Genomic DNA, 13,384 nt, shown 5'->3' on the forward strand with positions numbered 1-13,384 from the left:
CTGTTGCCTGTTTTGAGCCATTCTTTAATTTAAACAATTTCTACCACTACCTTACGAGTACCTAAAGAATGAAGTCTTAAGCCTTAGAGGATGTTTGAAAAGTTATAAGAGGTAAAATTTTATGCCAATCGTCTCGCCATAATTCGGATCATAGCTTGCAATTTTGAGTTGCCTGAAGGGCTGCGCTTGGTGAATGAACAAACACCTAATGCACCAAACCCTACTAATAAGCCCAATATAGAAGTCGGTTCAGGAACTTTTTTTGTAGTGTCAATCCTTAAAACTTGTCCTTGTCCTGGGCGATCGCCTTTATTTGAAACATAAACAGCACCATCAGGGCTAACAGTCAAGGCAGTAGCAGACTCTAACCCATTACCACTTAGCAGCGTTGTCCGGGTTCCATCAGGGGCTATTTGCACTAAAGAACCATCTGAAACACCTTTCCACTGTGGTTCATTGCCATATTGTAAAGCATACAAATTACTTTCAGCATCAAAAGCCAAGTCACTCAGTTGGGTAAAACCATCAGCGTAAACTGTAGTTTCACCATCAACACCAATCCGAAAAATCCTTGCTTTACCTTCTGGAAAAGGGAAACCAGTGTATTCGCTCACATATATTGCACCATCGGGGCCAAATGTAACACCTGTAGGTACTGATTGAATTTCAATCTCCTGTGGTGTTTGTCCAGATGGCGGCGCATCAGGAGGTAGTACTTGTCCTGGCTCAGGAGCGGGGAAAATGGGATTAGTTATCTTTTGTGTAGGAAGCACAGTTAGTGACTTTAAATCACTTCCATCAAGTCCCACAGTCAAAACGTTGTTTGCAGCCGCATCAACAATATAAGCAGTATCATCCTTAATTGTAAAAGCATAGGGGTTACTAGCTATTTCACCGCTAACATCAAGCACATCAACCCCATCTGCATTATTAGCGAATTCATACTTTGCCAAATCAGCAATACTTTTCAACGAACCTGTTTTCAGGTCTACTTTATAAAGCTGTCCCCAGCTAGGAGAATTTTTCGGAAAATCGGAAATAGTTGGATTACCAGCATACCCAATTAGAAGATAGGGATTGCCCAAGCGATCAAATTGGATATCTTGAGGTCCTTCACCTGTAGTACCAGTAGGTCTTAATGCTATTGAAGGTAATCCTGTAATTACACGTTCTTGTTTCCCATCCTTAACTCTAGTCACAGCACCACTTGTACCAGCACATGAAAGCAGACCTTCCAAACTAGGGCCCGGAATACATCGCCCATCTCCCCCCACACCTGACTCTGTAATATAGAGACTACCGTCAGGAGCAAAATTAAGACCACGGACATTATCAAGACCGTCAGCAAGCACACTAAATGACACAGCTTTTGCTGGTTTTATTTCAGAAAAAACGGCAAGGCAAACAGTGAGCAATGTAAAACTAAGAGCAGACTTAGAAATTAAAGATAAAGGCATTGGACAATCCAAATAAAGTAGAGATTTATTAAGTATTTTTATTAACTAATCGTGGCAATAACATGGTGCTTTATTCCGCCACAGTTCATCCAGCTAATCGACGGTAGCGCCGACGCACGATAAAACTGGCTCCAATCAAACCTATACTAATAAGTGGCATCATAGTTGTTGGTTCTAGAACTTCTTGAGGAACTTCGATAGAACCGGTTACTAAAGCCTGACCCTTCAAAGTAATAGTTGCTCCCAGATTAACTATGTCTTCTTCGGAGAATAATAGTGTGCTTGTAGCGTTTTTGAATATGCCTTCACCATCGGTGATATTTACGACGCCAGAGCCTTTCGCTGTCAGATTTTCAAAATTCACTGAAGCACTAGCATCACTTGTTCCAAATAACTTGTTAGTACCACTACCAAATAGAATGTATCCCTGTGGGAAACCTTGAACGCTGAATACCTCTGGATTATTATTAAAAGTCAGATTTCCATTGGCATCAAGCACAGAGTATGTTAAACCTTCGTATAGTCCTAAATCATACGGCGCATCATCACTCAAACCTACCTCAAATACCTTGGAAACGTTGCCTGAGATCGGCTCAATATTAACTGTTGTGCGATAGTTGCCAGTAAATGGATATATGGTTTGTGCTGTAGCTCTCATTGCATCTAAGCAAATGCTAGTGAAAGTGAGAACCAATGGAACTAGCCACACCTGGAATGAGCGAAGTATCATTTAAAACTTCTAACCTCAAAAACTATTGATTTTGACAATAAGTCGAATATTCAATTTTCGGAAATATGCGACTTTTACAAAAGTCTTTCAATTTGGGTCAATTGTGTAAATTGTTGTCTACAGGAGACAATCTAAAGATTTTGAAATTAAAAAATTAATGTCAATTGACCCTACGGGGTTAAAGGTTAGAGGATTTTAAGTGCAGTTGCAATGAATAATCTTTTGATAAACTTGGCAATTTTTTATTAGTTACTAGACTGTCTTTGTAGGGAATTTAAGAATCCCACAGGTTTATTTTAAGATGCTAGAAAATTAATGCCCATGACTAATGACTCGAAATCCCACGGCTTCAAGCTGTGGGATGAGTTAAACTGCCTTTATTCTTTGTTGGGCATATATCGTGACGATAATAGTGAAATCTTTTGTCTTTACCTATGTCGTCGCTGATGCCATTGCCAAGCATGTGTGAGGATTTCCTTCACGTTGGGATACTGGGGATGCCAACCCAAAACTTTAGTTGCTTTGTCACTACTGCCAACTAAAATAGGAGGGTCGCCTGGTCTACGATCGCGCTCTTCAACTTTGATTTCTTTCCCTGTCACTTCCTGAGCAGTTTCTATCACTTCTCGAACTGAAAAACCACTACCATTTCCCAAATTAAATACTTCACTTTCTCCACCTTTGAGCAGATATTCTAAACCCAAAATATGAGCTTGCGCCAAATCAGTTACGTGAATATAATCCCGGATACAAGTACCGTCTGGGGTAGGGTAATCAGTGCCGAAAATAAAGATAGATTCGCGTTTACCCAAAGCAGCTAATAGTACTAACGGTATAAGGTGAGTTTCAGGTTCATGGTCTTCACCTAGCAATCCATTGGGGTCAGCACCGGCAGCGTTAAAGTAACGGAAACGTACAGATTTTAAATTGTAAGCTGTATCAAAATCAGATAAAATTCGTTCTACCATCCACTTGCTTGTAGCGTATGGACTAATGGGATCTTGCGGATGTTCTTCGGTAAGGGGAACAAACTTTGGTACACCATAAAGGGCGCAGGTAGAAGAAAAGATAAATTTCTTAACTGACGCAGCAAGCATTGCCTCTAAAAGTGTCAGGGTTCCTGCAACATTATTTTGGTAATATTTAGCTGGATCGGTGACAGATTCACCCACGGCAATATAAGCAGCAAAATGCATTACTGCCTCTATATTGTGAGTTGAAAATATGTTATCAAGCAGGGCGCGATCGCTCATGTCGCCAACAATCAACTTTATCTGCAAAACTTCTTCTACAAGTTCACGATGCCCATTGGATAGATTATCCAGAACAATTACTTCATAACCTGCATTTTTCAGAGCTAATACAGCATGGGAGCCAATATATCCGGCTCCTCCGGTTACTAAAATGGTTGACATAACTGGGGATTGGGGGGTAGAGAGATTTAGGCATTTATTCATCCCTCCTAACCGCCCTTAAAAAGACCGGAATCAAAGTTCCTCAATTTATCGGGGAATTTAGAGGGATCTAAAACTTTTGATACCTACAATAGGACTTTTAAAACATTCTCTGAGACATAGATGGTTGTAGTGAGGACTTTAGTTTTCAAAGAAGCACGCTTTGTGCTTACTACAAACTCATCTAAATTCTTTCTTCCAAGTAACGAGAAATTGCATTGTCAAGGGATGGCATAAATTCACCTCGGCTGCTACCAAGAACGCTGTAAGTTGGGCGGGGAGCAGTTAAACCAAGCTCTTCTGTGGGCACAGAAATTAGATTGGTAACACTGACTCCAGCTTGTTTAGCCGCTAACCTTGCTAAATCAGCCCAGGCGATCGCACTCTTATTCGCCAAATGCCACAGCCCAGACTCGCCGTCAATTAATAAATCTAGGCTGGCATGAACTAAATCTGGTACATAAGTAGGTGAAATAATTCCATCCTCGGCGGCAACGAAATTATTACCAGCACTAAGCTGACGCAGAGCGATCGTGACAAAGTTATACTCATCCCACGGGCCAAAAAATGCACTTGTGCGAATCACTAGTGATGCAGGATAAGCCTGCAATACCAGCTTTTCTGCCAAAACTTTACTGCACCCATATACATTAAGAGGAGCAACGGTATCAGTTTCGACATAAGGATTAGATACAGCACCGTCAAATACCAAATCTGAGGAGAAGGTTAATAGCGGTACATTATGTTCAGCGCAAGCAGCAGCTAGAATCGCTGGGCCTTCAGCGTTCACCTGTAAGCAAACATGGGGTTCACGTTCAGCATCGTCCACCCGCACGTATCCGGCAGCGTTCACAACCGCCCACGGCTTCAACTGGGTAAGTGCCGCATCCACAGAGGCAGGATTGGTAATATCCATTTCTTGGCGCGTCAGCAGCTGATATGAAATTCCGCGCACTTCGCACAACCGAGCAAAAGCCTTTCCGAGAGTTCCTCTGGCACCGACGATCGCCAAAGGACGAGGGGAGGCAGGGGGCATTAGGGAAGTTTTTTTCCTTGCTTCCCCGATCATCGCATTGCAACTTAGTGCAGGGTATAACAGGCGCTCTTGGCGATGCCACCAGCCAGGGGTTTCAAGTAGCGGATGATTTAGTTGATGCCCATTTGCTAGATCCTGCACCATTTTAGCGATCGCTGTTGGTCGAGGATGTGGCGATTCTCCAGAGGAGACACTACGCGAACGTAAATCAAATACGCCTGGCTCGTAGTAGCCGTTAGCTTTTGTAACTAAACTATTCCAATCGTAGCTGCCAAGGAGCGCCCAAACAGTGACAGCGCGAATATCCACACCCTCAGCTTGTAATTCTTGCGCCGCATTCCACACCTCATAAAGCCAGCGTAGCTGCTCCTCACGAGTGCAGCTAATATGAGCTTCGGTGACAGCAAGGGGCAGGTGATAGCGTTCCCATGTTTCTAGTAACAATGTACGTGGACCTGCCAATCCCTCAGCACAAACTCGCACCGCCTCTACATCTGCATACTTGTCATGCCCATTACCGCCATGCGTCCAAGCTGGATAATTTTCTGTGTGTTCATCCAAAAAGCGTTCGCTGGTTAAATAATGGTTAATTCCAATGATGTCAGGGGGACAGGTATTTTGCAAAAATGTCTCAAGTTCAGCCTCACTGATGCCACACTTCTTTAAGTAACCCCACATTGAATGAGTTGGGTTAATTCGACCGCACAATAAATCAAGGCTCAACCAACGGCGATCGTTCTCCAATTCTGCTTGATATTCTAGTTTAGGTGTACTGTAAGTCTTACCTAAATCCTCGGTTTGCACTAGTTGAGCGCTGGGGTTAACTTCCCGAATTGCCTTCATTGCCAAGGCTACTGCGCGACACTCTCCTAACAAAGCACGGGCGAAAGTTAAATCATCCCGTCCGTGAGGATACCAGTGACCATACATTCCACTGAATCGCGCCGTTGTCAGTGGCTCGTTTACAGGCGTGTAATGTGTAACCCAAGGATAACGTTCGGCAACCGCACGAGCAAACACTGCTAGTTTTTCTGGAAATTCTGGGTCTACCAAACTCGTATCTCGTGGGCCACTACCATGATGCACTAATCCCACAATTGGAAGGATGCCGAGTTCGCGCAAGCGCCCCAATCGCTCATCAGCCCAAGACCAATCGGCATTTTCTAGCCCATTAGGTGCTATCTTTTCCCACAATACAGGGTAGCGGATAGCTTTTATCCCTAGTTCTGCAAACAAATCTAAATCATCTAAGCGCGTTGCATGACCGTTGCGTTCCAACTGGTCTAAATACTCATCACCCACGCGATTAACTGTACACTCTACACCAGCCCACACTTCCAAGGGGAGTTGTGAATTATTCTCTCTCAAAACGTTATTTGTCACGTCTTCACTTGAGTTAAAGAAAAAAGACATAATTTACACAACCAAAGCTTTTATTACCTTTATCAAGACTTACGCAAACAATAGCAGAAACCTTTTTTCAGGTAGGGGCAATTCATGTAGCCGAAGGCTTCCCGCAGGGTATTGCCCCAGAGCGCGTGTAGTTTTGCGTAAGTTCTACTTGAATATTTCCGTATTTTGATAACGCAGATATAATATCTACTATTTGCAGAGCGTTGACCACAAAAGCATAAAGAAAAATACAGAATTCAAAATCAATTAGTGGAATACTCAGATGCAACAGTTTCTTAGTACAGCTTTGCGTAAAATCGTAGCGTTGCGTTTTTAATGCAGGGGGACGCATTAGCATTGTCAGCCGATGCGTTGGCATTGTCAGCCAATGCGTTGACATTGTTAGCCAATGCATTGGCATTGTCAGAAGATGCATTAGCATTGTTAGCCAATGCGTTGGCATTGTCAGCCGATGCATTAACATTGCAGGGTATTGCCACATTTAATTCGCTACGAATTAATGAAATGCTATACTTAGTAACCACTAAATCATCTGCCAGTCACATAAAATTGCCAACCTGACTTTTGTAAAGACGCAATGAATTGCGTCTCTACTTTGAAAAAGTGTAGGCTGGGCAGTACCTGCCCACGATCAACATCAAGAAACTTAAGCCTTAACCGCTATTTGTTTGTATGTTGCTAAAGCCTGCGCCACACAATGATCCATGTTTAGATACTTGTATGTAGCTAGCCGTCCCACAAAATGCACACCTGATGTTGACTCAGCCAGGGCTTTGTATTGTTTGTAAATTTCCTGATTTTCAGGACGTGGCACTGGATAATATGGGTCGCCCTCTGCCTTGGGAAACTCGTAAACAATACTAGTTTTGGAGTGTTCCTGTCCAGTTAGGTACTTAAATTCGGTAATACGGGTATACAGTTGTTCGTTGGGATAGTTAATCACTGGCGCTGACTGAAACACAGGGGTGTGATGCGTTTCGTGTTTAAAATCTAATGAGCGATAAGGTAGTTTACCGTAGCGACAATCAAAAAACTCATCAACTGGCCCAGTGTAAACCATCTCGCGGCAAGGTATAGCCTTCTCGATTTCACGGTAATCAGTGTTGAGCATTACCTTAATGTTTGGATGATTTAACATATTCTCAAACATCCGAGTAAAGCCATGCAGTGGCATTGCTTGGTAACTATCTGTGAAATATCGGCTGTCGCGGTTTGTACGGGTGGGAATTCGGGCAATTACTGTTTTGTCAAGTTCTGAAGGATCAAGTCCCCATTGTTTGCGAGTATAGTTTTTGAAGAATTTTTCGTAAAGTTCCTGACCAACTTTACTAATTACTACATCTTCAGAGGTACGGATGTGTTCTCTCGGTTCTGCAACGGACTGAAAAAACTCTTCTGCCTGGAATGAGTTGAGGTTCATTCCATAGAGTTTGTTGATGGTGTCAAGGTTAATCGGGATGGGGACGAGTTGCCCATCTACGCTGGCTAGAACGTGATGCTCGTAAGAACGCCAGGGAGTAAACTGTGAGAGGTATTCAAATACTTCGCGGGAACTGGTATGAAAGATATGAGGGCCATATTTATGTACGAGAATCCCGTGGTCGTCATAATGGTCGTAAGCATTACCACCAATGTGGTTGCGCTTGTCTACAACCAATACTTTTTTACCGGAATGTCTCGCCAAACGATCAGCGATAACGCTACCAGAGAAGCCTGCACCAACAACTAAATAATCAAATATAAAGTCTCTGGTAATGATGCTTGGTGCTTCTGGAATATCTGTTGAGATGGGAGATTTCCCATTTTTACCATTAGTTGTGGTATCTGGCGTGGTTGCGATCGCAGAATCTATCAACTGCATCATCGATCCCCAAGTCCGATCCCAAGAAATCTGCTCTAAGAATGCATCTACTCGACTCAACCATCCTGATGCTGGAGTATCTTCTTGCAATGCCTGTTCTGCTGCGGCGACGAACTCTTCAGTCGTGTCTGCAATTCGTACTAGCTTCAAGTCTGCATAAGGACGCACCACATCTCGAATCGAAGTAGAGACTACAGGTTTACCTGCGGCTAAATACTCTGGTGTTTTAGTCGGGCTAATAAAACGTGTTGACTCGTTTCGCGCAAACGGCAACATTGCCAAATCCCAACCGCCTAGATATGCAGGTAAGTCTTTATAGTCTTTACCACCGAGATAATGAATATTTTCATGCTGTGGCAGAGTTGCTGGGTCAATTTTCACAACTGGCCCAATTATCACTAAATGCCAATCAGGACGAGCCTCGGCAATTCCAGCTAATAATTCAATATCCATCCGCTCATCAATTACACCATAAAAGCCAATGCGGGGATGAGGAATATTCGCTTGGTCTGCTGGTTCTTCTTTAACGGTTCTTCCTTGTCCAAAGTGGGGTACATCTACACTACTGGGAAAGGCATAAACGTTTGGATGCTGGTTTACTTTACTTTCGTAAAGGCTTTGCCCGCCTGTAAATACTAGGTTTGCCCGGCGAAATAGCTCTGCTTCGTAGTTCTTTAAAGTAGGCGATGCTCCTTTAAAGGCAGACAATTCATCCATGCAATCGTAGATAACAGCTTCAGGTTCTAAATGGCTTGCCCATGCGATCGCCATTGGCGTATAGTACCAACAAATGTACTTAGAGATATTATGTTCTGCAAATAGCCCATCGAGCAGTACTTTTATATCTGCGTTTACTGCTTCTTCAGTTAGACCTTCTGGTAAATATGGAACAACAACTATCACTCCACTTTTGTCTTCACTAACGTCCAATCGCCCCAATGGTTCCCGGTTAAAAATTGGCTCTTCGATAAAGAACACTCTCTTTTTTTGAGCGCAGCGACTTAAAAGATGTTGTGGTCTTTGATATACAAAATTCCAACGCAGATGAGATAAGCAAACTATATCAGGCGTATCGGTAAAAGCTTTTGTTGACCGAGAGTTTTTGTTGAATGAGGATAAATTTTTTGATGTCCCTAGCGATTGTAATTTCGCTGTCTCCGATGATTTTGCTTCATTTACCGTTGGTGACACAATATGACTCACACCGTTGTTTTTTTGCACTTTATTACTTGACATAGATTATTAACTCAACTTGCAGAATGTTGGACTAACAAGTTCTCTTTCTCGTAAGAATTAATCTTATTATTTGCTTTTTTTAATTACATATTCATCTATCTAAATATAGTAATTAAAAATTACTGTATTATTCTTAAGTATTAAAATTATAACGTTAATAATACTTATTTATCTGTCAAATTTAGCTAAATATATAATTAGATATACGCCAAAAGGCTTACATCGGCGTTACTTTTGTAAGTAAAGATTAAAACAAAGTAAGTTAAAAGTATAAAAAAACAGCTTACTTAAGTATCTACTACAGATCTTTTATAGTTACTGCTCAGAAATATCTGATGATGTCCAGTCCCAAAATTATTAATAGAATTCTGATATCAAACCAGTTTGGCTAAGGCTCCACTAGATTTATCCTTCGACTAAGAGGACATTAACAATTCAAAATTCAAAATTAAAATCTATATTTATCAGAACTTTAGACTTTTTTTTGCTCACCTAAACTAACTATAATTGTACAAATTTCCGGCTTTCGAGTGGAATTATTGAGCAATTGCTCAATAATATGGTTTATATCATTTGATTGGATAAAGTCGATCTAAGAAAAAATTACTTTTTATTTGGGGATCTAAACACACCTCAAGAAAGATGGATATTTATCGCAAGGAGAAGACTATTGGAGATAGCGTACTTTTCCAGACTTATCAAGTTTTTTGCAGGATCATCAATCTCGCCAAAAAATTTTGAGCAAATGATCTAGTGGAAATACACGCTGGTTTAGCCAAGCTTTCTTAGGAACTGACAATGATTAAACGAACCTTAGTTACTATTGTTCTCCTTGCAGTCGGATTTTTCGTCTCATTGGGATACTCAGCATTACTTCCAAATAGTGAGTTTGTGAATGCTCAAACAAATCGACGAACAACACCAACCCAAAATACCCAAGTTAACGAGGTTGATCGGCAATTTTTTATAGATGCAGGTCAAGCAGGCTTAGGTAACATCGCGCTGGGGCAATTAGCATTGCAGCGTTCGACTAATCCTCAAGTGAAACAATTTGCCACAGCAGAGATTCAAGAGCAAACACAGGTGAAAAATGACTTGACACGGATTGGTTCACGATTGGGTGTAACTCCTCCCACCACTCCTGCGCCAAAATTTCAAGCATCACTGGCGCGACTGTCTCAGTTAGAAGGCGATCGATTTGAGCAAGCATATATGGATGAGGGTGGTGTAAATGCTCATCTGGAGAACGCAGCCCTTTTCCAACGCGAAGCGGCGTTTGGACAAAACCCCGACCTTGTAGCAGTAGCGAATCGAGGATTACCAACCATCAGAAAGCACTTTAACACTGCTAGCGCCATCACAAAATATCAATTTGGCCAGGTTGCGCGGAGATATAATAATCTGCCTAATAATTCTGGTGCATCAACCCCTCAAGGCAATACTTCCCCTACAGAAGGAGCCGATAGCTTACCTCAGAACAATGGTTCCTCTACAGGAGGAGCCGATAGTCTACCTGAGAAGAATCCTTCCCCTACAGGAGGAGGTACTAAGCTACCTCGAGAGAATACTACACCTACAAGAACCGATAAGTAAGATAGTGCAACAAAGGTAAAATCTTCCCACATTGCCGAGCTAAGTTTTCACGCTATGTGAAAAAACCAACACTAAACCTAACCCCTTTCCCTACTAGGGAAGGGGGAGAATTAAAAGCCTCTCATACCAATTCACAAAAATTCTAATATATCTAAATATATATAGATTTTTCGCAGGGGCATGGCAATGCCTTAATAGTTTGTTGTATCCAAATCAACCTTTGGAATCAAATTCATTTACAGGCGATCGCTTGTGGTGTCCAGGTGGGGCCTTCACAATATGGCCCATCTGGCGTCCAAATGAGTTTATCCAAGCACATTCGCCGCGCATCCATATTCGCCGCCCACGCATGGTAGACAATGTACTCAGTCTTACCATCCGGCCCCACAACGATGGAATTGTGTCCAGGCCCTTTGACACGATCAGGAAGCGAACGCAACACCCGTGGCCCCGTTTCGTTACCCACATCAGAGTAAGGCCCCATCACCTGATCCGCAACTCCATAGTCTACACCGTAGTCCTCAGTTTCCCAGCGCCCACCACTATAAAAGCAATAATATCGACCTTCATGTTTACGAACACAGGGGCCTTCTAAGGTATGCCAATCAAAATGTTCACCATACATCAATCGGTTGACTAAAAATCGTTGCCAATCGGAACGCGCCCGTAAGACGACTTTGCCGACACCGCAGAGTTTCGTCATATCTTGGAGTCGGTCTACAAAGAGGGCAGTACCAGCCCGCACGCCGCCCTCGGTGTCTAAAAAATCACGAGCATAAAATAAATACCACTGCCCATCTTCATCACGGAATGCGTGGGGGTCAATGGCGAAGGAGCAAGACTTCGGGTCTACAAGTGGTTCGCCAACATCTTTATAGGGACCCAAGGGAGTATCGCTCGTGGCAACACGTAACTGATGATTCTTGTCCTCGTGTCCTACAGAGTAGTAGAGGTAGAACTTGCCATTGCAATAAGCAATTTCTGGGGCCCAAAAATTATCGCCAAAGGAGGGGTCTGGCCGCAACAGGGCGTTATCTACAAAATCCCAATTCACGAAATCAAAGGAGCGTAATAGAGGGAAGACACGTAGTTTTGCGATTTCGTCTACTGTTCCTTCCGCTTCGGCTGCACCAGTGCCGATCGCATAGTATACACCCTCAAATTCCCAAACAAAAGGATCGGCAAAATAGCCTTTATAGACTGGATTGGTATAAGTTAACATCTCGGTGCTCGCTATAGCGTGTTAACTCAATTTTTGAGGAAGTGCGATCGTAAAAACAACTATCTTTATGCTGGTTCGCGCCCTTGAATTGTCCGGCATTGTTGAATTTGAGTATGAATGATTCCAAACTCCTCTACAAAAATACGAAAACTCTATCGTCAGGGCACAGCATTGCTGTGCCCGTAGGGCATGGTATATTTACCTGAAAATAGCTGTAAATGTGGAATAGCTTATTAGTATTTGAAATTCACGTAAGTTTCAACCTTCTCCTTTGGCAACTGTTCCACCACCTGACAACGAATCATCTGCCTTAAATTCTCTGGTAGGCTCTCATAATAATCTCGTTGGAGAGTCAAATCCACCTTCGGCGTGTGCAACCAATGCATAGCATAGCCCATAACTACCATCGGTCTTGGCTGGTTAGTCCGATTTGGTGAACCCCGATGCAACGCCAAAGGTGTCCGAATCATCGCATCCCCTAGCTCCATATAAAAAGATTCCATCGGAATTTCACCAGTGGCAATTTTCCTTAGTCCCTCTTCACGCGGCAAGATATGCGTACCACGCGCCATCTGGAACGGGCCGTTTTCTGCCGTTACTTCCACAAGTGGGAAGTTAACCGCAAGGGCGTAGAGTGGCGTTACTATTTGGTCGGAGAACAAAGGGCGATAGTCCCGGTGGATTTCCTGATAATCCGAACCTTGTACTGGGAGATCAACTCCCAACTGAACCATCACATATTCCTGAAAAAATACTCGCTCCAGCACACCCATAATCACCGGATTAGCGAAAACTTCCACATTGGCAAAGGGGGAAACCCAAGGCAACGTTAGATAGTAACGCGCAATTTCACGGGGAGCCAGTCCACCTGGTCGATTTTGGCGCTCTCGGAATAAATTTTCAAAAGCTTTTGCCCATTCGCTAATCAATTCTTTATCAAAAAGACCGCGAATCACACAAATTCCGTCTCGATTCAGGTCTTCGGCAAATCGGTTTAGGTCACTATCTGTATATTTTGTTGCTCTACCTATACTTTGAACCATTTTCTTATCCTCGCCAATTCATCATGTTAAAGTCGAATTTAAATCGGACTCTCAATAGCAGTTTTTGCAATTGTTCGTCGATAATAACGCACCATTTCTGGAATTGACTTATCAGTTTTTGTAGACTTAGGTTATCCAAATCTCTTTATAGATAAGACTTTATCTTGATTAGTTTCTTGGGTTTTCCAGTTGTGGGGTAAGGTGCTGAATCAGAAATACAGCAATGGTTCTTAAACCAGCTCACTGCCCAAATTGTGATATTATAAGTGTAGTAAGAGGTGATAAAACTACTGAAAGGAAAAAGTGTTGCCTTTGCCGCCAAGATTGGAGTTTTCGCCG

The 13,384-nt window shown here is 42.6% G+C and carries 9 protein-coding genes; 2 read left to right on the forward strand and 7 right to left on the reverse strand.

Translation table 11 applies throughout. From position 1 onward, the window contains the following. Positions 1-119 precede the first annotated feature (119 nt). From LC608_RS25280 to LC608_RS25295, 4 genes are all read right to left on the reverse strand, one after another. A complete protein-coding gene (locus LC608_RS25280) occupies positions 120-1,457 on the reverse strand; it encodes a ScyD/ScyE family protein (RefSeq protein ID WP_229556192.1) in 1,338 nt (445 codons plus the stop codon). A gap of 85 nt (positions 1,458-1,542) precedes the next feature. Further along, a complete protein-coding gene (locus LC608_RS25285; protein ID WP_229556193.1) occupies positions 1,543-2,187 on the reverse strand; it encodes a hypothetical protein in 645 nt (214 codons plus the stop codon). 428 nt (positions 2,188-2,615) lie between these two features. Next, entirely contained in the window at positions 2,616-3,602 is a 987-nt protein-coding gene (galE, locus tag LC608_RS25290; RefSeq protein WP_229556194.1) for a UDP-glucose 4-epimerase GalE, read from the reverse strand. A 223-nt stretch (positions 3,603-3,825) separates the two neighbouring features. Continuing rightward, the gene (locus LC608_RS25295) at positions 3,826-6,090 is read right to left on the reverse strand and encodes a family 1 glycosylhydrolase (protein WP_267871197.1); all 2,265 of its coding nucleotides are present in this window, start codon (positions 6,088-6,090) and stop codon (positions 3,826-3,828) included. A gap of 315 nt (positions 6,091-6,405) precedes the next feature. Between LC608_RS25295 and LC608_RS25300 the strand changes: the two genes are divergently transcribed. After that, positions 6,406-6,651 carry a hypothetical protein gene (locus LC608_RS25300; protein WP_229556196.1) on the forward strand — a complete coding sequence of 82 codons (246 nt, stop codon included), beginning with the start codon at positions 6,406-6,408 and terminating at the stop codon, positions 6,649-6,651. Between the two features lie 85 nt (positions 6,652-6,736). On the opposite strand, the gene glf is transcribed toward LC608_RS25300, so the two are convergent. Next, a complete protein-coding gene (gene glf / locus LC608_RS25305; RefSeq protein WP_229556197.1) occupies positions 6,737-9,187 on the reverse strand; it encodes a UDP-galactopyranose mutase in 2,451 nt (816 codons plus the stop codon). Positions 9,188-9,985: 798 nt separating this feature from the next. Between glf and LC608_RS25310 the strand changes: the two genes are divergently transcribed. Then, positions 9,986-10,780: a DUF4142 domain-containing protein gene (locus LC608_RS25310; protein WP_229556198.1), complete on the forward strand. Its 795-nt coding sequence runs from the start codon at positions 9,986-9,988 to the stop codon at positions 10,778-10,780. Positions 10,781-11,012: 232 nt separating this feature from the next. On the opposite strand, the gene LC608_RS25315 is transcribed toward LC608_RS25310, so the two are convergent. Then, the gene (locus tag LC608_RS25315) at positions 11,013-12,002 is read right to left on the reverse strand and encodes a glycoside hydrolase family 43 protein (RefSeq protein WP_229556199.1); all 990 of its coding nucleotides are present in this window, start codon (positions 12,000-12,002) and stop codon (positions 11,013-11,015) included. Positions 12,003-12,235: 233 nt separating this feature from the next. Then, the gene (locus LC608_RS25320) at positions 12,236-13,045 is read right to left on the reverse strand and encodes a phytanoyl-CoA dioxygenase family protein (protein WP_229556200.1); all 810 of its coding nucleotides are present in this window, start codon (positions 13,043-13,045) and stop codon (positions 12,236-12,238) included. Between the last annotated feature and the right edge of the window lie 339 nt (positions 13,046-13,384).

This window comes from Nostoc sp. XA010 (genome assembly GCF_020829625.1).
GTDB lineage: Bacteria > Cyanobacteriota > Cyanobacteriia > Cyanobacteriales > Nostocaceae > Nostoc.

Excerpts from the sequence above, each read along its gene's own strand:
- LC608_RS25280 (WP_229556192.1), bottom strand. The coding sequence starts at position 1,457 with ATGCCTTTATCTTTAATTTCTAAGTCTGCTCTTAGTTTTACATTGCTC.
- LC608_RS25285 (WP_229556193.1), bottom strand. The coding sequence starts at position 2,187 with ATGATACTTCGCTCATTCCAGGTGTGGCTAGTTCCATTGGTTCTCACT.
- galE (WP_229556194.1), bottom strand. The coding sequence starts at position 3,602 with ATGTCAACCATTTTAGTAACCGGAGGAGCCGGATATATTGGCTCCCAT.
- LC608_RS25295 (WP_267871197.1), bottom strand. The coding sequence starts at position 6,090 with ATGTCTTTTTTCTTTAACTCAAGTGAAGACGTGACAAATAACGTTTTG.
- LC608_RS25300 (WP_229556196.1), top strand. The coding sequence starts at position 6,406 with ATGCAGGGGGACGCATTAGCATTGTCAGCCGATGCGTTGGCATTGTCA.
- glf (WP_229556197.1), bottom strand. The coding sequence starts at position 9,187 with ATGTCAAGTAATAAAGTGCAAAAAAACAACGGTGTGAGTCATATTGTG.
- LC608_RS25310 (WP_229556198.1), top strand. The coding sequence starts at position 9,986 with ATGATTAAACGAACCTTAGTTACTATTGTTCTCCTTGCAGTCGGATTT.
- LC608_RS25315 (WP_229556199.1), bottom strand. The coding sequence starts at position 12,002 with ATGTTAACTTATACCAATCCAGTCTATAAAGGCTATTTTGCCGATCCT.
- LC608_RS25320 (WP_229556200.1), bottom strand. The coding sequence starts at position 13,045 with ATGGTTCAAAGTATAGGTAGAGCAACAAAATATACAGATAGTGACCTA.